17 protein-coding genes are annotated in these 19,931 nt (G+C 70.7%); 5 read left to right on the top strand and 12 right to left on the bottom strand.

What is annotated here, in order from left to right; all coding sequences use genetic code 11:
• Positions 1 to 46: 46 nt before the first annotated feature.
• From J2S43_RS21610 to J2S43_RS21600, 3 genes are all read right to left on the bottom strand, one after another.
• Positions 47 to 1,255, bottom strand: a complete 1,209-nt coding sequence (locus J2S43_RS21610) for a hypothetical protein (RefSeq protein WP_306831960.1) — start codon at positions 1,253 to 1,255, stop codon at positions 47 to 49.
• Positions 1,252 to 1,692 carry a DivIVA domain-containing protein gene (locus J2S43_RS21605; protein ID WP_306831959.1) on the bottom strand — a complete coding sequence of 147 codons (441 nt, stop codon included), beginning with the start codon at positions 1,690 to 1,692 and terminating at the stop codon, positions 1,252 to 1,254. The genes J2S43_RS21610 and J2S43_RS21605 overlap by 4 nt, the downstream gene beginning before the upstream one ends.
• Before the next feature lie 84 nt (positions 1,693 to 1,776).
• A complete protein-coding gene (locus tag J2S43_RS21600) occupies positions 1,777 to 2,817 on the bottom strand; it encodes an LLM class flavin-dependent oxidoreductase (protein WP_306831957.1) in 1,041 nt (346 codons plus the stop codon).
• A 115-nt stretch (positions 2,818 to 2,932) separates the two neighbouring features.
• Here J2S43_RS21600 and J2S43_RS21595 point away from each other — a divergent pair, with 115 nt between their 5' ends.
• Positions 2,933 to 4,285 carry a serine hydrolase domain-containing protein gene (locus J2S43_RS21595; protein ID WP_306831955.1) on the top strand — a complete coding sequence of 451 codons (1,353 nt, stop codon included), beginning with the start codon at positions 2,933 to 2,935 and terminating at the stop codon, positions 4,283 to 4,285.
• A gap of 2,425 nt (positions 4,286 to 6,710) precedes the next feature.
• On the opposite strand, the gene J2S43_RS21590 is transcribed toward J2S43_RS21595, so the two are convergent.
• Positions 6,711 to 8,333: a tetratricopeptide repeat-containing diguanylate cyclase gene (locus tag J2S43_RS21590; RefSeq protein ID WP_306831953.1), complete on the bottom strand. Its 1,623-nt coding sequence runs from the start codon at positions 8,331 to 8,333 to the stop codon at positions 6,711 to 6,713.
• 251 nt (positions 8,334 to 8,584) lie between these two features.
• Between J2S43_RS21590 and J2S43_RS21585 the strand changes: the two genes are divergently transcribed.
• Positions 8,585 to 8,767, top strand: coding sequence for a hypothetical protein (locus J2S43_RS21585; protein ID WP_306831952.1), 183 nt, complete (start codon positions 8,585 to 8,587; stop codon positions 8,765 to 8,767).
• 545 nt (positions 8,768 to 9,312) lie between these two features.
• On the opposite strand, the gene J2S43_RS21580 is transcribed toward J2S43_RS21585, so the two are convergent.
• The 3 genes from J2S43_RS21580 to J2S43_RS21570 form a co-directional block, all read right to left on the bottom strand.
• Entirely contained in the window at positions 9,313 to 9,786 is a 474-nt protein-coding gene (locus J2S43_RS21580; RefSeq protein WP_306831950.1) for a GNAT family N-acetyltransferase, read from the bottom strand.
• Positions 9,787 to 9,853: 67 nt separating this feature from the next.
• Positions 9,854 to 10,507, bottom strand: a complete 654-nt coding sequence (locus J2S43_RS21575; RefSeq protein ID WP_306831948.1) for a sensor domain-containing protein — start codon at positions 10,505 to 10,507, stop codon at positions 9,854 to 9,856.
• 75 nt (positions 10,508 to 10,582) lie between these two features.
• Positions 10,583 to 11,344: a phosphotransferase gene (locus J2S43_RS21570; protein ID WP_306831945.1), complete on the bottom strand. Its 762-nt coding sequence runs from the start codon at positions 11,342 to 11,344 to the stop codon at positions 10,583 to 10,585.
• Positions 11,345 to 12,275: 931 nt separating this feature from the next.
• Between J2S43_RS21570 and J2S43_RS21565 the strand changes: the two genes are divergently transcribed.
• Positions 12,276 to 12,827, top strand: coding sequence for a GNAT family N-acetyltransferase (locus J2S43_RS21565; protein ID WP_306831943.1), 552 nt, complete (start codon positions 12,276 to 12,278; stop codon positions 12,825 to 12,827).
• Positions 12,828 to 13,182: 355 nt separating this feature from the next.
• Here J2S43_RS21565 and J2S43_RS21560 read toward each other — a convergent pair whose 3' ends face one another.
• The 3 genes from J2S43_RS21560 to J2S43_RS21550 form a co-directional block, all read right to left on the bottom strand.
• Complete coding sequence (locus J2S43_RS21560) at positions 13,183 to 13,590, bottom strand: hypothetical protein (RefSeq protein ID WP_306828526.1); 408 nt, start codon at positions 13,588 to 13,590, stop codon at positions 13,183 to 13,185.
• Between the two features lie 11 nt (positions 13,591 to 13,601).
• A complete protein-coding gene (locus J2S43_RS21555; RefSeq protein WP_306831942.1) occupies positions 13,602 to 14,432 on the bottom strand; it encodes an IS5 family transposase in 831 nt (276 codons plus the stop codon).
• A 594-nt stretch (positions 14,433 to 15,026) separates the two neighbouring features.
• On the bottom strand, positions 15,027 to 15,881 hold the full coding sequence (locus J2S43_RS21550; RefSeq protein WP_306831940.1) for an ion transporter: 855 nt from the start codon (positions 15,879 to 15,881) through the stop codon (positions 15,027 to 15,029).
• An 11-nt stretch (positions 15,882 to 15,892) separates the two neighbouring features.
• Between J2S43_RS21550 and J2S43_RS21545 the strand changes: the two genes are divergently transcribed.
• Positions 15,893 to 16,927 carry a nitronate monooxygenase gene (locus tag J2S43_RS21545; protein ID WP_306831936.1) on the top strand — a complete coding sequence of 345 codons (1,035 nt, stop codon included), beginning with the start codon at positions 15,893 to 15,895 and terminating at the stop codon, positions 16,925 to 16,927.
• A 203-nt stretch (positions 16,928 to 17,130) separates the two neighbouring features.
• Complete coding sequence (locus J2S43_RS21540; protein ID WP_306831934.1) at positions 17,131 to 18,162, top strand: TerC/Alx family metal homeostasis membrane protein; 1,032 nt, start codon at positions 17,131 to 17,133, stop codon at positions 18,160 to 18,162.
• On the opposite strand, the gene J2S43_RS21535 is transcribed toward J2S43_RS21540, so the two are convergent.
• Complete coding sequence (locus J2S43_RS21535) at positions 18,159 to 19,196, bottom strand: MerR family transcriptional regulator (RefSeq protein WP_306831932.1); 1,038 nt, start codon at positions 19,194 to 19,196, stop codon at positions 18,159 to 18,161. The genes J2S43_RS21540 and J2S43_RS21535 overlap by 4 nt on opposite strands.
• Complete coding sequence (locus J2S43_RS21530; RefSeq protein WP_306831930.1) at positions 19,183 to 19,857, bottom strand: HEAT repeat domain-containing protein; 675 nt, start codon at positions 19,855 to 19,857, stop codon at positions 19,183 to 19,185. Before J2S43_RS21530 ends, J2S43_RS21535 begins: the two co-directional genes overlap by 14 nt.
• Positions 19,858 to 19,931: the final 74 nt, after the last annotated feature.

The raw sequence follows: 19,931 nt of genomic DNA, 5'->3' as shown, positions 1-19,931 counted from the left end.
GAGATCTCCAGATCAGGGACGCGTATGCCGGAACCAGTGATTCACTCTACGGCCGCCGGCCCGCTGATGGCGACGCCATGGCACGCACCCGCCGCACGATCACGGGCCCCCACGGCGCCAGCCCGATGAGCAGCAGCAGCGTCAGCAACGGCGCCCGCCACCAACCGGAGATCGCCGGCGGCGGCGGGTCCGGGACCGGGACGGTCCACGGCCGTGCGGTCTTCGACCAGGCCAGGAACGCGTCGCCGATCGGCACCAGGCCGAACGCGTACCGCTTGGTGGACGGCGTGTCGATCGGCAGGCCGGCGAACTCGCCGAACGACGCGTACCCTCCGGCCAGCGACGTGTCGCCGTGCACCTGCGCGGCGCCGAGCGCGACCACGGTGGTGGACAGGGAGATCCCGAGCGGCAGCGGCCCGGAGTCGACGTCCGCGGGCCCGTCCGTGCCGTGCGGGTACTCGCGGACCGCGGGACCCAGCCCGAGCGGCCGGTCCAGGAATCGCGACCGGAACAGCGAGTACTGCTCGCGGGCGAACACCGGGTCCACGTCCACCAGGAACCGCTGGATGATCGCCTGCGACGTGCCCCGGGAACCGGCGAACGCCGGCGTCACCGCGTGCGGCAGCAGCCCGGTCGCCGGGTCCAGGCGCTCACGGGCCTGCGAGACCCATCGGGAGACGACCGGCGCGAAACGCGGGTCGAAGCGGGCGGCCAGCCGCAGCGACGCGATCGCCACGGTGGAGTCGCACGGCCAGGCCTGACCCGGATAGGCCTCCAGGAACGGCGTGGACGACGCCTCGAACGCGTCCGCCAGTGCCGCGGAATCGGCCAGGAACCTGGCCCGCTGGGCAGGGTCGTCGTGCAACGTCAGCAGCCCGCCACGCAACCAGTTCGTCCAGCCCGCGTAGAACACGCCGTACGCCGGCGTCGCGCCCGGGTCGAACGGCGCGCGCCCGGCCGGCGACTCCACCTGCTCCAGCGCCCACGCGGCCTCGGACGCGGCCTGGGCGACGGAGACTCCCCGCTGTCCCAGCTCCACCCAGGACAGTCCGTAGAGGACGTTCATGAAGTAGAAGCCCTCCGGGAACAGCGACTGCGCGTCCGTGGCCGCGCCGTCGTCCAGCGCGGCCCGGATGAAGGCGAGCTGACGGCGTACCCCCGAGGGGTCCGGTGTCGCGGGAGCGACCAGCCGCACCGCACCGGCCAGCGCGAGCACGCTGACCAGGGCGGCGAGGACGCGCCGGAGCACGGTCACGTGGAGAGCTCGCCCGCTGCGGTGGCCAGCCAGGCGTCGACCTCGCCCCGGTCGTAGCCGCGCATCACGATCGGGAACGCGGCGCCGCGTGCCTCCGCGGCCACGGCCGTGCGGAACACCGGGCTGTCCGAGCCGCGCGCCATGTCGACGCGCTCCACCATCGCGTGCACGTGACCGGTGTCGTAGCCGCGCAGCACGACCACGAACTGAGCCGACGGCGCCAGGGCACGCTGCCGGCTGTCGACCGGCTCGGCCATCGCCGTGCGCACGTCCCGGTCGCGGAAGCGCTGGATCACCCAGGCCACGAGCGCGACGTAGGCCGCGGTGATCAGGTAGGCGACCCACCGGGGGACGCCCGCCACCGCATAGGCGGTGACCAGCACGACGGCTCCGACGACCAGGGCGACGCCATGGGCGATCTGTGTCCAGTGCAGCACGAACGCCACCCTAGCCGCCTGTGTCGACGTGGGGCGCCGCCTCGCTCAGGCCCCCCACGTCGACACGGGCGCCGGCCGCGCGCGTCAATCCGCCAGCAGCTCACGCACCCGGGGGATGACCTTCGTGCCGTACAGCTCGATCGACCGGGTCATCACGTCGTGCGGCAGCGTGCCGTTGGAGTACTTGAGATCGAACCGCTGGATGCCGAGCGCCTTGACGGTCCGGGCGATCTTCTGCGCCACCGTCTCCGGCGAGCCCACGTGCAGCGCGCCCTCGCTGATGTCCGAGTCGAAGCGGCGGCGGGTCATGGGCGGCCAGCCGCGCTCCCGGCCGATCCGGTCCATGATCACGCGCAGGTGCGGCCAGAGCGTGTCCGCGGCCTCCCGGTCGGTCTCGGCCACGAAACCGGGCGCGTGCACCGCCACCGGGAGCGCCGGAGAACCCAGCTCGCTCAGCGCCCGGTGGTACAGCTCGACATACGGTGCGAAGCGGGCCGGCTCGCCACCGATGATCGCCAGGACCAGCGGCAGCCGGTGGGATGCGGCCCGCACCACCGACTCCGGGCTGCCACCGACGCCGATCCACGTGCTGATCCGCCCGGACTCGGTCTTCGGGTAGACCTCCTGCTTGTCCAGCGCGGCCCGCACCGAGCCCGACCACGTCACCGGTCCCTCGTCGAGCAGGTGGGCCATCAGGTCCAGCTTCTCCGAGAACAGCTTCTCGTAGTCGCGCAGTTCGAACCCGAACAGCGGGAACGACTCCGTGAACGAGCCGCGGCCCAGCGTGATCTCCGCGCGCCCGTTCGAGACCGCGTCCAGCGTGGCGAACCGCTCGAACACGCGTACCGGGTCGTCGGAGCTGAGCACGGTCACGGCGGTGCCCAGCCTGATCCTCGACGTGCGTGCGGCGATCGCGGCCAGCACGATCTCCGGCGCGGACACCGCGAAGTCGTCCCGGTGGTGCTCGCCGACGCCGAACGCGTCCACGCCCACCCGCTCGGCCAGCACGGCCTGCTCCACCACGTCACGGATGACCTGCGCGTACGGCAGTCGCTTCCCGTCCGGACCGACCGTCACGTCGCCGAAGGTGTCCAGCCCGAATTCCACGCTCTGCTCCTCGTTCACGGTGCCAGTCAACCGCTCGATTCCCAGCACCTGCAAATCCAGATCAAACGCATACACGGGTACGAATAGCGCGTGCCGGATTCCGTACCCCCGTGTCGGTTTTAGGGTTGTGCTCATGTCTCTCGATGTAATCAGGTCCTCACTCCCCGCATTGCTCGCCCGATTCGCCGTCCCCGGCGCCGTGCTGGCGGTGGACGCGGGCGGCGAACGGTTCGCGCTCGCGCACGGCGTGCTCAACACGCGGACCGGCGTCGAGGCCACCACCGACTCGCTCTTCCAGATCGGCTCGATCACCAAGGTCTGGACCACCACGCTGATCATGCAGCTGGCCGGCGAGGGCCTGCTCGAACTCGACGCCCCGGTCCGCACCCACCTGCCGGCGTTCACGCTCGGCGACCCGGACGCGGCCGAGACCGTGACGATCCGGCACCTGCTCTGCCACACCGGCGGCTTCGAGGGCGACCTGTTCACCGACACCGGCCGCGGCGACGACTGCGTGGCCCGGTTCGTCGCCACGCTCGGCGACACCCCGCAGCTGTTCCCGCCCGGCGCGATGCTCTCCTACAACAACGCCGGCTTCGCCGTGCTCGGCCGCGTCGTCGAGGTGCTGCGCGGCCGGCCCTTCGACGCCTGCCTGCGCGAGTCGATCGCCGCGCCGCTCGGCGTCACCGCGCTCGCCACCGACGCCTACGAGGCGATCCTGCACCGCACCGCGGTCGGCCACATCGCCCCCGCCGCCGGCGCGCCACTCGCCCCCGCGCCGACCTGGTCACTGCCCCGCTCGAACGCGCCGGCCGGCAGCATGCTGGCGATGAGCGCCGGTGACCTGCTGCTCTTCGCCCGCATGCACATGTCCGGCGGCGACGGCCTGCTCTCCCCGGACGGCGTCAAGGTCATGCAGCAGCGCGCCGCCGACCGCCCCGCACCCGGCATGCCCGGCAGCGGCTGGGGCCTCGGCTGGGAGATCATGAACGACTCCGGCACCGTGATCGGCCACGACGGCGGCACGATAGGCCAGGCCGCGTTCCTCCGCGTCGTACCCGACCGGGACGTCGCCGTCGCCCTGCTCACCAACGGCGGCGACGCGGCCTCGCTCTACCACGCGCTGCTCCCGCCCTTGATCGAGGAACTGACCGGCATCACGCTCCCGCCACCCGCCCGGGTCCCCGCACCCGCCGAGCCGTTCGACGCCAGCCGCTACCTCGGCGTCTACTCCTCCCGCGTCGCCGACCTCACGGTCAGCCAGGACCCGGCCGGCCGCGTCTGGCTGCACGACACCCCGAAGGGCATCTTCACCCAGCTCGGCCCGCCCGCCCCGTCCCAGGAACTCGTCCGCCTCACCGCCGACACCCTGATCGTCCGCGACCACCCCGGCACCGCCCACCCGGTCTGCGCCTTCCTCGGCGACGACGGCCACGGCCACGCCCTCTTCCTGCACGGGGGACGCGCTACGCGACGCATTCCCTGACAACCGATATTCCCGCTTCCGGCGTGGTGCGTTGGGCGTGCTCCCGCGGGCCCCGGTCGTCGCTGGCGCTCCTCCCTTCCGGTCTCGTCGCGGGTCACCACAAGCCCTCCCGCGGCTTGCCCGCCATGTCCGGTTGGCGTGGGCGACTCGCGTTCGCCCGCGCCCGGCCGTGGGCCGTTGCTCCGCACCCCGGCCGTGGGCCGTTGCTCCGCACCCCGGCCGTGGGCCGTTGCTCCGCACCCCGGCCGTGGGCCGTTGCTCCGCACCCCGGCCGTGGGCGTTCCGCGCCCGATATTTCGTATTATTGGTGGCTGCGCCGTGCCTCTGTCGTCGGTCAGACTGCCCCGGCGGGATTCCGGTGGTTGCGTTGCGTCTGGTGGTTGCGTTTCGCCTCCGGCGGGCCTCGGGCTCTGGGGGCTTCCGGTCGGGTCGGGTTGCATTGGCCCGGTTCCTTTCGCGTGGTGGTGGGGGTTGGTTTCGTGTGCCTGGCTGCCCGCGCGGGGCGCACGATCAAGATCGAAGCCCGACCTGACGTCCAGAAGTCGATCACGTGTGCCAAATCGTTGTTAAGACCGCCGGAAAACAACGATTTGGCACACGTGATCATTTTGGAAGCCAGCCACCGTGGGTTTTGTCGCGATATTTCCGGCGGGACGAATAGCGAGGACAGGTTCTGCTTCTCGATCACCGATTCAATGAGCCGCCGGCGCGGTTTCAAGCTGGGTTACGTGCCACGGGGGCCCGCGCGTGAGCGAATCCGCTCACCGAGCCATGTGCCGGTAGGGCTGGGGATGGCGCCCGAAATATCATCACCAACGAGGATTACTCAGCGGGCGAGCCAACGCCGCGTCGCCGCAGGCCGGCGCTGTCGGCGCGCAACGCGCTGAGTAACCCTCAACGTCACGCGTTCCGTCGGTCCCCCATGAGGCTTATTCAGCGCCGCCCTCGTCAGACCGCGCGGCCTGCGGCAACGCGGTGCCGGTTCGCTGCGCCGAATAAGCCTCGAAGTATCGGGCGCTTCGCGCCCGATACTTCGGTCTATTGGCGCTGAAAGGTCAACAGTGCTTCCCGACCGCGAGATTGATCGCGCGAAAACGACTAGTGATACATGGCGCACCGTATGAGGCACTCATACGGTGCGCCATGTATCACTAGTCAGATGCGAGGGCGACAGCGGGGTGTATTTACGACGATATTTCGGGCGTCGCATCCGCAGCTCGCTCGGCATTTCCACACTCTGGCAGCAATTTCCCGTCATGCGGAAGATCGGCCGGCTATCGGAACCGATCTTCCACGATGCGGGATCGATCTCTGTGCCAGGAGCAGCCGGTAAGGCGACGCGCGGGGTGAGCCGTCATGATCTCCGGGCCGCGAGATTGCTTTCGACCTTCTCGGACGTAGCCGACGTTCGAGGAAACGATCACTTGCGCTGCTGGGCCTCATTTCTTCAGAATGGCTGCTGAATAAGCCTCCGGGATCGTGCGCCCCGCGCACTACTGAGCTTTCGGGGCTGAGGTGCGAGCAGCGCTGGTCATCCGGGCGCTGCGCGCCCGAAATCTCGGGATAAAGGGACCGTCCCTGGGAGGTGCTTCTCACCCTGATCCCGAAGGATCAGTAAGCCCAGACCGTGGCCGTGAGGCCGCTTTCGCCTTGATTCGCGCGCCCCGCGCAGACCGCCGGCGCCTGGCTGCCCCGTCTGCCGTCGACCACCCTTGGGGTGCAGATCATCGGCAGGGCCGCCACCCACCACGACACCGCAGCCCAGGCAAGGACGGCGCCCCCAGGGCGCCGACCATGCCGCCCCACCCAAGCTGGCGGCCCTGCCGATGATCTGCTCGGCTCGTCCTGGAAGGCGGCATACGCGGCAGCCAGGCACACGAAACCCAACCCATGCCATCCACGAGAAGACAGCGGGGCCGACGAACCCGAGCGGCCGGGACTCACGCCCTTCCCCCGGATCCCGAGGCCCGCCGGAGGCGAAACGCAACCACCAGACGCAACGCGACCCACCGGAATTCCGCCGGAGGCAGTCTGACCGACGATAACAACACGGCGCAGTCACCAATAATACGAAATATCGGGCGCGGAGCGCCCGTGGCCGGGCGCGCCCAAACGCGAGTCGCTCACGCCAACCGCACATGGCGGACAAGCCGCGGACGGTCTTACCGCGACCAGGACGAAAGACGTGAGTCGCCTTCGACGACCGGACACGGCGGTGAAGCCGCGGAAGGCCTCGCCTTCACCCCAGGACGAAAGACGCGAGTCGCCCCGCGCCAACCGGACATGGCGGTCGAGCCGCGGAAGGTCTTCGGTGACCCGCGACGAGACCGGAAGGGAGGAGCGCCAGCGACGACCGTGGCCCGCGGGAGCACGCCCAACGCACCACGCCGGAAGCGGGAAATCCGTTCCTGAAGTGTTCGCTGTTCTACCCCGCCGCCACCACGCGGTTGCGGCCGGCGTGCTTGGCGGCGTAGAGGCGGGCGTCGGCGCGGGGCAGGAGAAGCGCGGGATCGCCGTCGTGGGCGGCGACGCCGATGCTGACGGTGACGGCGAGGCCGGGCTGGAGGGTGGACCAGTCGTGGTTCGCGATGATCAGGCGGAGCTTCTCGGCCAGGTGGGTGGCCTCGGGGAGGTCGACGCCCTCGAAGGCGACCAGGAACTCCTCGCCGCCGAGGCGGGCGACCAGGTCTGTGCCGCGGACGTGTTCGCGGAGCAGCGCGCCGATGCGGCGGAGGACGTCGTCGCCGGCGGCGTGGCCGTAGCGGTCGTTGACGTTCTTGAAGTGGTCGACGTCCGCGATCGCGAGGCAGAACGGGCGGCCGGTCGCGTCGGCGAGCGTGGCCATCGCGGGGAGGCGCTGGTCGGCGGCGCGGCGGTTGGCGAGGCCGGTGAGCGCGTCGGTGAGCGCCTGCTCCTCGAGTTCGGCGCTGCGGATCCGGTGCAGCTCGGACTCCAGCCGGGCGTTGTCGGCCTCGAGGCGCGCGTTGTCCAGCTCGAACAGGTGGACCATCATCCGGGCGCGGACCGCGGCGACGTCGTTGTGCGCCTCGCGTTCCAGCGCGTGGTACGACCGGTAGTGGCTCAGCGAGGCCTTGAAGTCGCCGATCCGCTCGTAGGCCTGGGAGAGCTGGAGGTGGATGGCCATGGTCATCGGCTTCTCCTTGGCCTCGGTCGCGCGTTCGAGCGCTTCGAGGAGGCCGAGGACCGCGATCGCGCAGTCGCCGCGGAGCAGCCGGATCTGGGCCTGGTGTTGCAGCGCGGCCGACTCCAGTGAGCGGTACCCGTGCGCGAGCGCGATCATGCGCGAGTTCTCGACCAGCGTGAACGCCTCGCCGTAGTCGCCGCGGTGCGCCATCAGCATGCCGTAGTTGTCGAGCACGATCGACTGCCGGTACGGGTGGTTGGCGGCCTGCGCCAGCTCCAGTGCGGTCCGCACGTGGCCGAGCGCGGTGGTCAGCAGCTCCTCCGCCTCGTCCTCCCGGCCGAGTTCGCGCAGCTGCGGGATGCGGAAGACCGCGTTGTCGCCGAGGTTGTTGAGCACGCAGAAGCGGGCCTCGTCGTCGCCCGGGTCGACCACGGCGAGCGCGTGCCGCAGGCATTCGTTGCTGGCGGCGAGATCGCCCATGGCCGCGTGCACCACGCCGGTGCGGTTGTGCACCCAGTAGAGCAGCGCGCGGTCGTCGAGCCGCTGCGCGATCAGGCGGGCGCGGTCCAGCGCGTCGAGCGCCTCCTCGTGCAGGCCGAGGTCGTTGAACGGGATCGCCTGGACGGTGAGCGTCTCGCAGATGCCGCGCTCGTCGCCGATCGACTCGAAAAGGCCGGCCGCCTGGGTGCACGCGGTGATCGCGGCCTCCTGCTCACCCACCCGGAGCAGCTGGTTCGCGGCCAGGCGCAGCGCGGACGCCTGCCCGGCCACGTCGCCGCGCCGGACGCTGTGGTCCGCGGCCTGCCGCGCGAGCGCGACGCCGGCCCGGTAGTCCCCGCGCCTGCGTGCGGCCTCCGCCTCGTCGTAGAGCGAGGGTGTCTCCGTGACGCCGCTGATCGACAAGCCGCGCCTCCTTCACGCACGCCGGGCGGACTACCCGGCCGATCCGTGCGGCTCCTTTCGGCCCAACCTAGGGCATCCGGAGGAATTACCACCAACTGAGACCTCCGTCACACTAACGGTGATTGAGGTTGCCCGAGGTCAATGCCCATGTCATCGGTTTCGGCCCGATCCGCTACGGTGCGATATTGCACGTGATCTCCGGGGGGACTTGGAACGGCCCCGACCACACGAGACCCGAAGGGAAGCCGACCTTGACGCCCACCTCCGTCCGCACCGGTGCCTCCACCGCGCAACCGACCGATCCGCGGTGCCTGCACTGCAAGGAGCCCTTGGTCCAGGACGACATCTGGGGCTGGATGCACGAGGGCCAGCGCTACCTGTGCCGCGACCCGCGCACGGGTGAGCTGCTGACCCAGGCGGCCACGCTCATCTGAGGCCCCAGGTGGCCCCACCGGGCCACCTGGCCTCTCTCTCATCGGTCGGTGAGCGCCGGTGGTGTCCGGTTCGTGCCGGCCGAGCGTTGCCGAAGGCGAAAGATCAAGCAGGAACTGATTTCCCGCTTCCGGCGTGGTCACCTTCCGAGTGCTCCCGCGGGCACCGGTCGGCCGTTGGCCGGCCTTCCTGTCCGTTTCGCAGTGGTCACCACGAAACCATGCGGTCCACGCAGCCCGGCGGGCTGATCGGGTAGAGGTGGTGGGGGCGCCCGTCAGCTGGTGGCCGGCCGGCGGGCAGCGTTCCAGGCGGACGTCCGGGGTCGGGACCTCGATCAGCGTGCGGCGGTCAACTCGGACGGCACGATCACCGGTGGCTTCGTCCGGCACCTGGTCGTACGCTGCCGCACGTAGTTGGACGACCCGGCCGAGGCGCACTTCTGGGCGTTCGGGTTCCCGGCCGGCACGCCGTCGACCGGCGTCGCGGGCCCCCGAGCTCTTCGCGTTGCTGTTGTGCGGGTGGACGGCCGGCGGCACGCTGCGCCGGCTCAGAGCCTCTTACGCAGCTGCTGCGTGATCAGGTCGTATCCGGCCGTGTCGTAGAGCCCGACCGCGGCCTTGTCGGTGCCGAACACGTTCAGCTCCAGCGACTCGCAGCCGCGGGCGCGCGCCTCCGCCTCCACCGCGGACAGCAGCGCCCGGCCGAGGCCGCGGCCACGATGATCGGGGTCCACCGTGAGCATGTGCAGGAACCCGCAGCCGGCGATGGCGTGCGGATGCCGCAGCCCGAACCAGGCCGCGCCGATCCGCTCGCCCTCCGACTCGCCGATCAGCAGCACGTGGCCCGGCGTGTCGAAGCCGAGCGGCAGCGACGCGCAGAGTTCGTCGAACGTCTTCGCCCGCGCGACCTCGGCCGCGAGCCCCACGGACGTGATCAGCGAGTCCACCGTCAGATTCATCACCGAGGCCCGGAATGCGCCGAACTCGCCGGCGTGCATCGGGCGCAGCGTCACCGTCCTCATGTTCCGCACCCTAGCCCGATGTCCGCCGCCCGAACCGGCTCGAACAAAGGCCGTGCAAAAGGACGAATCAGGCGCCACCGAGCAGGCGTTCCGCGAACCGGGCCTCCATCCCCGCCATGGCCCGGACCAGCGGCGCCAGCGTCAGCGCGAAGAGCAGCCCGGCGGCCATGTAGAGCCAGATCCGCGTTTCCGTCGCCGAACCCAGCCCGATCAGCTCCGGCAGCCCTTCGGCCCGCGGCCCGTACGGGACCGTCCAGTCCCACAGCGACGCGCTCAGCCCGGCCGCCGCCGCGAACCACCACGTCACCACCACCGTGAACGACACCGTGCTCGGCACGATACGGAGCAGCCCGTGCGCCAGGGCCGGCCACCACCGCGCGCGCTCCGGGGCCGGGACCGCCCGGCCGAGCACCATCGACGCGCGCCGCCGCTCGGCCTCGGCGATCCGCGCGGACACGGCCAGCGTCCCGGCCAGGATCGGCACGCCGACCACCAGCACGGCCGTGCCCAGGCCGAGCACGACCGCGGCGGTCAGGCCGGTGGACGTGAGTACGCCGATCGGGAAGCCGGTCAGCACGTAGCGCGTGTCCACCCACAGAGCCTGTATCGACGTGTGGCCAGGCGGCGCCAGGGCCTCGCCGCAGCCCGTCTCCCACGTCGATACAGGCTCTGGCTGCCGCGGCGAGATGTCCGGCGCGGCGGTACCGGTCACGGTCGTCATGCCGTCGACGCTATCGATCGCGGCCGTCCCGGCCCATCCGGCGAGCCCCTACGTCCGGGGTATGGCTTGCCCTACCTACGACAGTCCGAGCGCCCGCCGCCACACGGTCCCGTGCTCCTCGATGTAGGCCGTGTCGTCCCGCCACGCGTCGCCGTGCCCGGTCCGCCAGTGCGTCAGCCACGGCTCCACCCCCAGCGCCGCCTGCTCCCGCAGGAAGTCGTGCATCGACGCGGTCCGCCGCGCCAGCAACGGCACCAGCGCCTCCCGCATCGCCTCGTCCGCGCCGTAGGCGTCCGCGAACACGCCCAGCCGCCGCCCGTGATCCCACTCCGACCAGCGCGCCAGCGGCAGGAATCCGTGCGCCGCGTAGGCCAGGTCCCACAGCCGCGACCCGGGCGCGGTCCCGTCCCAGTCGATGAACGTCAGCCGCTCACCGATGACCAGGTTCCACGGCGCGAGATCGTTGTGCGTGATCAACTCCACCCGGTCCGGCGCGATCAGCGTGTTCCACACCGCGTCCGCCGGCGGCACGAATCCCACGGCCGCGTCGTGCAGGTCCCGGATCACCCGCGCCACCGCGCGTACCGCGTCGTCCTCCGCCAGCAGCCGCAGATCGTCGCCCCAGGGCACCATCCCCTCCGCGAACGTGAGCACCTCACGCCCCTTCTCGTCGAACCCCAACGGCCGCGGCGCGTGCGCGAACCCCACGTCGTGCAGATGCCTCAGGAACGCGTGCACCGACGGCGTCCACGGCCCGGCGGGCCGCCGCACCGTGTCCCCGACGCGCACGATGTCCCCGCTCACATTGCCGCGCGGCAGCAGAATCTCCTCATCCACACGTTGATCCTCCCGCCGCCGGCCACCGATTTCGCGTTCCAGCGATCTGGAACCCCACAAATCAAGATCAAAGTCTTGTCTTCCCGCTTCCGGCGTGGTCGCGTTCCGAGTGCTCCCGCGGGCACCGGTCCAATGCCACTCAGCCTATTTCGATCTTGAGGTAGGTGTGGTGCGGCCGCGCTCCTTCGGCCGGCAGGAATACCTTCAGTTCGATCCGGGTTCCGTGGAGGCTTATTCAGCGCGGCGACCTCACGCCGCGTTGCCGCAGGCCGGCGCCGTCGGGGCGCGGCGCGCTGAATAACCCTCGTGGTCGTTTGGCTGTCGGTGTGCGATCGCGCATGCGTCGGAACGCCACCGGCGGCGGGCCGAGTCGTACCCCCTCCGGTTCGGGCCCGGGCATCTTGAGGCTTATTCAGCGCCGCCCTCGTCAGACCGCGCGGCCTGCGGCAACGCGGCGCCGGTTCGCTGCGCTGAATAAACCTCCTTGTGTCCGAAATTCCGGACAAGGCAGCCCAGCGTCCATCTGGCGACGCTGGGAGTTCTTGACGACCTTGGGCTGGCGCCTGAGTGATCAATCAGTGGAGCAAAAGAGCGATCAACTTCGATTTTTGATCTATCTTTTGCTCCACTGATTGATCACTCAGGCCTCGGCGGCGACGTCTCGCGGGCTGGCGGTCCGCGCCGGTGGACGATATATCGCGATATTTCGGGCGCGGGGCGCCCGATTGCCGCGAGCGGGCAGGGTGTTCCCGAAATCAGCACAATGCGGGCCGGCGTCTGTCGCTGGGGGCTGAGGGCGGCTCGAAACAGGCGCCAGTGACACAAGGATGTGTATCCCGGTTAGTGGGAGAGTTTGCCCGAATGCTGAGCGCGGGCTGGTGGGCTCGCCTCGTGAGGGTGTGCGGAGCGCCGGGAACCGTAGGATCCCGGGGTGACCGAGTTGCGTACCGAGCGGTTGTTCCTGCGGCGCTGGCGTGACACGGACCGGGAGCCGTTCGCCGCGCTGAACGGCGACCCCGAGGTCATGCGGCACTTCCCCGCGACCCTGACCCGCGAGCAGTCCGACGCGATGATCGACCGCATCGACGCCGACCTGGCCCACCAGGGCTACGGCCTGTGGGCCGTCGACGCCCCCGACGGCTTCATCGGCTTCGTCGGCCTGGCCCGCCCCCGCTTCGAGGCCCACTTCACCCCCGCGATGGAGATCGGCTGGCGCCTGTCCCGTCACGCCTGGGGTCACGGCTACGCCACCGAGGCCGCCCGCACCGTCCTCGCCCACGCGTTCACCACGCTCGCGATGCCCGCCCTGGTCTCCTTCACCGCCCACACCAACGCCCGCTCCCGCGCCGTCATGCAACGTCTCGGCTTCACCCGCGACCCCGCCGAGGACTTCCAGCACCCCAACATGACCCCGGACAACCCCCTCCAGCCATGCGTCCTCTACCGCCTCGACGCCGAGACCTGGCACGCCGGTCCCCGATAGCCGCCTGCCTGCCCGCCTGCCCGCCCGCCGGCCTGCCCGCCTGCCCGCCGGCCTGCCCGCCTGCCCGCCGGCCTGGCCGTCTGCCGCCCGCCCGGCCGTCCGTCGCGGGACGTCGTGGGCTCTCGGGGCCGCCGGCGGATGGTGCGGGGACGAATATCTGCGACGACTTGGTGCGGGCCGGGGGACGCTGGCCGGTGCGGGACTCTGCCGCCGGGCGCGTCGGCGGTGGTAGGCGTGCGGCCGCGGATCTCCGGCCGCGAGACGGGCGCCGATGCGGGGGTGGGCCTGTGGTGCGATGCGCGTGCGGCTGCCCGTTGGCTGACCTGCTTGCGCCTTGAGAGGGCGGTAAGGGAGATTACGTCCGTTTCTGGGTGAGGGTGAACAGTCCGGGTTCGGTCTCGGTCACGAGTTTGTGGTGGACCAGGCGTTTGAGCTTCGCGCGGGTGCCTTCGACGTGTGCCGGTGTGGGTTCGATGTCGAGGGCGAGGCAGATGCCCTTGGCGCGGATGCCGTCGGGTGCGGTGCCGAGGATGGTGAGGATCTGCTGGTAGGCGGAGCTGATCACGATCGGTTCCTCGGCGGTGAACTGGGCCGCGGCGATTGTTTTCAGGGTGGTCCGGGTGGTGGCGAGGTCGGCCAGTTCACGGTCGGTGCGGTCCAGTTCGGTGGTGAGCGCGCTGATCTGCTCGCGCAGCCGCTGCGCGGTCTGCGTCGCGGTGGTCTCCTGCGCGGTGATCAGGTCGAGGATCGTGTCCAGGTGCATCAGCGGGCCCGTTACCGGTCTCGCCAGGTCGGGGTGCTGGTCCCGGTCAGGCGGCGGGCCATGTTCGCTATCGATGCCCAGAGCGTGCGGGACACGCTCGATTCCGGGCGGCTCTCGTACTCACGCGCCAGGCGGCGGTGCAGCATCAGGGTGCCGTAGACCTGCTCGACGATCCACCGCTTCTTCACCGGCACGAACCCCGGCATCGTGTCGGAGCGTTTGACGACCTCGACGTCGATACCTGTCACGGCGCCGTGGACGGCGACGTCCTGTTTGAACCCGGCGTCGACCATCGCGACCGTGACGGTCGGGGCGTGCGCGGCGACCTTGTCCAGCAGCCGAATCCCGATGACGTTGTCGGTCACCGACGCGGCGGTCACGACCACGGCGATGATCAGCCCGAGAGCATCCACGGCCAGGCCCCGCTTACGGCCCGGAACCTTCTTCCCCGCGTCTTTGCCGGTCGTGGCAGCCGGGACGTGGTTCGCGGCCCGCACCGACTGGGTGTCCAGCACCACCATGGTCGGGTCCTCGGCCCGGCCGGCCTTCTGCCGGGCCTGGCACCGCAGCAGATCATGGATGACCGCGTCGGTGCCGTCATCACGCCACAACGCGAAGTAGTAGTAGACCACCGGCTTCTGTGGCAGGTCATGCGGCAGATACGCCCACTGGCAGCCGGTCCGGTTCTGATACAGGATCGCGTTCACGACCTCCCGCAGATCCTGCTCACCGGTCCGGCCCGCGACCGACACCCGCCCCGCCCGCCACACGTCCAGAAACGGGCCGATCAACGCCCACTGCGCATCGCTGACGTCACTCGGATACGGCTTCCGATCACCCATGACCGGGCCAACACCCCACCCCGGCCACGGGACGCGACCAAAATTCACCCTTCACGCCATCGAGTGATCACTATCTATCATGAACCCGTAGAACGATCTCCAAACGGACTCAAAGCATAGATCAACCCAAACGATCTCGAACCACCCTCTGAGTGCTGCGCAGGGGAATCGGGCATGGGGCGCGAGGGCCGTTCAACCTGCGGAATCCGTTATCGCATTTCGAGATCAACCTTCAAGAATGTGGGACTCAAGATCCTTCCATACCTCATGGCCCTTTCAAGGCCGCGGAAAGGGCCATGAGGTATGGAAGGATCTTGAGTCGATGGGCTGAAGGACTGCTCTGCCCACCTTGTCGTGAAATTTCGGGCGCACCGCGCACCGCGCACCGCGCACCGCGCACCGCGCACCGCGCACCGCGCACCGCGCACCGCGCACCGCGCACCGCGCACCGCGCACCGCGCACCGCGCACCGCGCACCGCGCACCGCGAAACCCGAAGGGAGGCCGCCCGCGGCCGACCGGTGCCCGCGGGAGCATGCGGGAGGCGACCACGCCGGAAGCGGGAAGAAGGGTTTGTGAATGTGATTTTGGGTGGCTAGTCGCGGTCGATGCGGAGGTCGCGTTCGAGGGCGGCGAGGAGGGTGTGGAGGTCGTCGATGCGCTGGCTGATGGCGATGCGGTCGAGGGTGTCGGGGATGCCGTCGCCGTCGGTGTCGTAGCCCTGGGAGATGGCCTCGGTGATCTCCAGGCGGCGGGCCTCCTCCATGGAGTTGACGATGACCGCGATCAGGATGTTGACCAGCAGGTTCGCGGTGATCAGGACGTAGCTGACGTAGTAGAGCAGCGTCCAGGGGGAGTAGGCCAGGCCCTGTTCGATGAGGTCGGGCAGGTTCTCCTGGGAGAGCAGGACGAAGAGCGTGATCGCGGCGCGGCCGACGGTGCCGTACTGCTCGGGGAACTCGTCCGCGAAGATCAGCCAGCCGGCCATGCCGTAGAGGTAGACGGTGACCAGGGCGAGCGCGAGGAAGCCGCCGATGCCGGGGAGGCTGCGCAGCAGCGCGGTGACGATGGTGCGCAGGCCGGGGGAGAAGCGAACCAGGCGCAGGACCCGGGCGATTCGCAGGATGCGGAGCAGCGCGGAGTCGCCGTGCAGGCCGGGGATGAAGACCGCGGCGATCACCACGAAGTCGAAGACGTTCCAGCCGTTGCGGAAGAAGTCCTGCGGGCGCCGGCCGTGCGCCAGGATCCGGATCGCTATCTCGACGACGAAGACCGCGCGGAAAGTGAGCTCCAGACCGTGCAGAATGGACTCCCAGCCGCCCAGGTGCGGGTAGGTCTCGATGCCGAGTACGACGGCGTTCGCGCCGATCACCACCACGATCACGATCTCGAAGGCGCGGTGGTCGCGAATGGCGGCGCAGGCGCGGGCGAGTGAGGAATGCATGATCATGGATGCAGGGTATGTTCCCCCGGCTGCCGCCCCGGCTGCCGCCCCGGATCGGAGTGACCACTGTGTTCCCTGAGCTGTCCCGTCCGGTCATCGTCGCGCCCATGGCCGGTGGTCCCTCTACGGTCGGGCTGGTGGTCGAGGCGGCCCGCGCCGGCGGCCTCGGGTTCCTGGCGGCCGGCTACAAGACGCCGGAGGCGACCGCGCGCGAGGTGGCCGAGGTGCGCGCCGCCGGTGTGCCGTTCGGGCTGAACATCTTCGTGCCGGACACCGCACCCGCCGATGCCGCCGAAGTCGCGAGGTATCGGGCACGGCTGGAGAAGGATCACGGCCCGCTGCCGGACCCGCCGCTGCACGACGACGATCATTTCGCGGAGAAGCTGAGGATCGCCTCCGGCGTGCCCTACGTCAGTTTCACGTTCGGCCTGCCGCCGGCCGAGGCGGTCGCGGGGCTGCGCGCGTCCGGGAGCACCGTCCTGCTCACCGTGACCAGCGCGGACGAGGCGCGCCGCGCCCTCACCACCGGCCCGGACGCGCTGATCGCGCAGGCCGGTACCGCGGGTGGCCACTCCGGGACGTTCGACCCGGCCGGCTACGACGGGGCCGGCACCGCGCTCGGCCTGCTCCGCACCATGCCCGATGCGGTCCCGATCGTCGCGGCCGGCGGCACCGGCTCCGCGGCCGGCGTGCGGGAGCTGCTCGACGCGGGCGCGACCGCGGTCCAGGCCGGCACCGCGTTCCTGCTCGCGGACGAGGCCGGCACCCGCGCGGCCCACCGCGTCGCGCTGACGGAGGCGCGGGAGACCGTGGTCACCCGCGCGTTCACCGGCCGCCCCGCCCGCGCGCTCCGCAACCACTTCACCGACGTGTACGGCCCGTACGCGCCGCTGGCCTACCCCGCGGTGCACCACCTGACCGCGTCGATCCGCGCGGCGGCCGCGGCCCGGAACGACGCCGAGTCGATCAACCTGTGGGCCGGCACCGCGTACGCGGACGCGCGCCCCGGCCCGGCCGGTGGGATCCTGCGCACGCTGGCCGGTTGCAAATAGTCACAACACGCCCCTGAACTGGTGATTCTCAGGAATCATCCAGGGAGAGACCCTATGGTTGCCCGTCGAGGGGAGTACCCCACAAAGATCGTTCCGGTCAGTACGGGTGCACCCATGTGACCCCCGGACGGTCGCCGCGCCCGGCCTCGGGTGCGGTGGGGGAGACCTCAGGCGATTTCGCGTGCGCCTGAGGAGGCACACCCGTGGATGTCCTGTCCGCTGCTCCGCTCCAGACGATCGGATCACCCGTACTCTGGGCGATCACCCTCGTCATCCTGTTCGGCCTGCTGGCGATGGATTTCGTGATCACTCGACGGCCGCACGACGTGCACATGAAGGAAGCCGTCGGCTGGACGATCTTCTACCTGGCACTGCCGGTCGCGTTCGGCCTGATCATCTGGCCGCTCTACGGCGCCACCCCGTCGATCGAGTTCTTCACCGGTTACGTCGTCGAGAAGTCCCTCTCCGTGGACAACCTCTTCGTCTTCATGCTGTTGCTGGCCGCGTTCGCCGTGCCGAAGGAGCTGGCCCAGCGCGTCCTGCTGTACGGTATCGTCGGCGCGCTAGTCCTCCGCGCGATCTTCATCGCCATGGGCGCGGCCGTGCTCAGCACCGGCACCTGGGCGTTCCTGCTCTTCGGCGGCATCCTGCTGGTCACCGCGGTCAAGGTGATGCGGGACGCGGTCAAGGGCTCGGACCACGAGGTCGACATCGACGGCATGCGCAGCGTGAAGCTACTGCGCCGGATGATGCCGGTGACCACGCAATACCACGGGTCGAAGCTGTCGATCGTCGAGAACGGCAAGCGCACGCTCACGCCGATGGCGCTGGTCGTGGTCGCGGTCTTCATGACCGACATCGTCTTCGCGGTCGACTCGGTGCCGGCCGTCTACGGCGTGACCGAAGACCCGTACATCGTGTTCGCGACGAACGCGTTCGCGCTGCTCGGCCTGCGCGCGCTGTACTTCGTGCTGCAGAACGCGCTGAGCAAGCTCCGCCACCTCAACCACGGCCTGGCGATCATCCTGGCGTTCATCGGCTTCAAGCTGGTGCTGCACTGGGCGCACACGGTCTGGTCGTGGGTGCCGGACGTGCCGACCCCGCTCTCCCTCGCGTTCATCATCCTGACGCTGGTCACGGTCACGCTCACCTCGCTGGCGGCCAACCGCCGGGACGAGGCCGCGGCGGCCGGGGCCGATCCCGAACCGGACAAGCGCCCCTCGGCTCACGTCTAGCGCGACGAATCGCCGGCGGCCGGGGGCTCACTCCCGGCCGCGGCGCGTTCCTCCAGCGCCGTCACCAACGTCGACGCGATCAGCGCCACCGGCCGGTCATCGTCGAGGGCCAGCGTCCGCAGCACGTCGAGCGCGATCATCCCCGGCATCTCGGCCAGCGCCTGCACCAGACGGATCCGCACCGCCGTGTCCGCGGCGTGCGCGGCCAGCTCGCCGGTCAGCGCGCGCAGGATCCGCCCGGCCCAGGCCGGATCCTGCGCCAGCGTCCCCAGGTGCTCACCCGCCTCCACGTCGTTCGGGCCGTTCACCACCATGCGCAGCAGCGTCGGCACCGCCGCGGTCACACCCCGGGGCCCGAGCGCGAGTGCCGCGTACTGGCGGATGGCCGGCTCCGGGTCGTCGAGCGCGCCGGTCAGCAGCGCGGTCGCGTCGTCGCCGGGCAGCTTCGCGAGCGCCAGTACGGTGCGCCGCCGCACGTCGGCGTCGTCCGATGTCAGACCGGACGACAGATGCGCGGCGCCGTCGCCGCCGGCCCGGGCCAGCGCCCACTGAAGGGCCCCGGCGACGATCGGGTCGGATTCGGTGAAGACCGCACCGGCCAGCAGATCGGCCGGGAGCGGCGTGGCCAGCACGGCCTGCTGCCGCCGTTCCGCGCTCCGCGAGCCGAGCCCGTGCAGCAGCTCGACCACGCGCGCCACGTCCTGCCAGTCGGCCGGCTCGGCCGCGCCCACGGTCCGCAGCCGGTCGAGCAGCTCGCGGTCCCGGCGCAGCCGCTCCTCGGTCTGCCGGATGAGGTCGCCGACCAGCGCGGACGGCGTGAAACCGGGGTCGTCGAGCGTGCGCGCGATCTGCCGCAGCGACAGCCCCAGCGACCGCAGCCCCTCCACATGGAAGATCCGCCGGATGTCCTCCGGCGTGTACTCCCGGTAGTTGCCGACGGTCCGGCCGGTCGGCCGCACCAGCCCGAGCGTGTCGTAGTGCCGCAGCATCCGGGCACTCACGCCCGAGCGGCGCGCCACCTCACCGATCAGCACCCGCGGCCCCCTTGGCGGCGTGGTCGAGCGCGACCGCGCGGGTCGCCTCGTGGATCGAGAGGTCGAAACCGGCGTCCGGGTCGTGCAGCAGCCGTTCCGTGGCGAGCGCGTGCGCGCGTACCGCCGGGTCGGTGTGGGTCTTCGCGGCCGCCAGGACCGGCTCGGCCACGTCGTCCAGCGCGACGATCGCCCGGCTCAGGCTCAACCGCACGTCCCGGTCGCCGCGGCCGAACTCGGCGGCCAGCTCAGCGGCGAGCGCGGCCCGCTCACCGTCCGGGACCAGCACGACCGCGGTGCGCCAGGCGGTGCGCGCGACCTCGTCGTCCGCGTCGTGCAGCAACGACCGGGTGAGCGCGGGCCAGGCGCCCCGGTCGCCGATCTTGGACAGGGTGTGCAGCGCCTGGCTGCGGGCCTGGGCGCGCTCGGCACCCAGCTCGGCGCGCAGCAGTGGCACCGTGACCTCCGGCGGGAGCCGGGTCAGCGCCCAGGTGAGCATGTCGCGGACGAAGAAGTCCGGCTCGATCCCGCTGCGCGTCACGAGCGCGTCGGCGAGCCCGGCGTCGGGCCGCGTGCCGATCGCCAGCGCCGCCTTGAGCCGCGTCGCCGGGTCGCCGGCGGCCAGCGCCTCGCTCAGCCGGGTCTCCGGTGAGTACGTGTTCATGGTGACCACCTCCGCCCGCCAGTGAAGACCTTGTCACAGTGACAAGGTCAAGCCCGCGGTCAGGCCGAACGGGG

It is taken from the genome of Catenuloplanes nepalensis, from assembly GCF_030811575.1.
In the GTDB taxonomy this organism is placed as follows: Bacteria; Actinomycetota; Actinomycetes; order Mycobacteriales; family Micromonosporaceae; genus Catenuloplanes; species Catenuloplanes nepalensis.
Note: the sequence above shows the minus strand (reverse complement) of the source record. Positions and strands in the feature narration are given on the sequence as shown.

What these genes read in the sequence shown, in the direction of transcription:
- J2S43_RS21575 (WP_306831948.1), bottom strand. Translation starts at nt 10,507, where the DNA reads ATGACGACCGTGACCGGTACCGCCGCGCCGGACATCTCGCCGCGGCAG.
- J2S43_RS21545 (WP_306831936.1), top strand. Translation starts at nt 15,893, where the DNA reads ATGTTCCCCCGGCTGCCGCCCCGGCTGCCGCCCCGGATCGGAGTGACC.
- J2S43_RS21580 (WP_306831950.1), bottom strand. Translation starts at nt 9,786, where the DNA reads ATGAGGACGGTGACGCTGCGCCCGATGCACGCCGGCGAGTTCGGCGCA.
- J2S43_RS21595 (WP_306831955.1), top strand. Translation starts at nt 2,933, where the DNA reads ATGTCTCTCGATGTAATCAGGTCCTCACTCCCCGCATTGCTCGCCCGA.
- J2S43_RS21555 (WP_306831942.1), bottom strand. Translation starts at nt 14,432, where the DNA reads ATGGGTGATCGGAAGCCGTATCCGAGTGACGTCAGCGATGCGCAGTGG.
- J2S43_RS21560 (WP_306828526.1), bottom strand. Translation starts at nt 13,590, where the DNA reads ATGCACCTGGACACGATCCTCGACCTGATCACCGCGCAGGAGACCACC.
- J2S43_RS21530 (WP_306831930.1), bottom strand. Translation starts at nt 19,857, where the DNA reads ATGAACACGTACTCACCGGAGACCCGGCTGAGCGAGGCGCTGGCCGCC.
- J2S43_RS21550 (WP_306831940.1), bottom strand. Translation starts at nt 15,881, where the DNA reads ATGATCATGCATTCCTCACTCGCCCGCGCCTGCGCCGCCATTCGCGAC.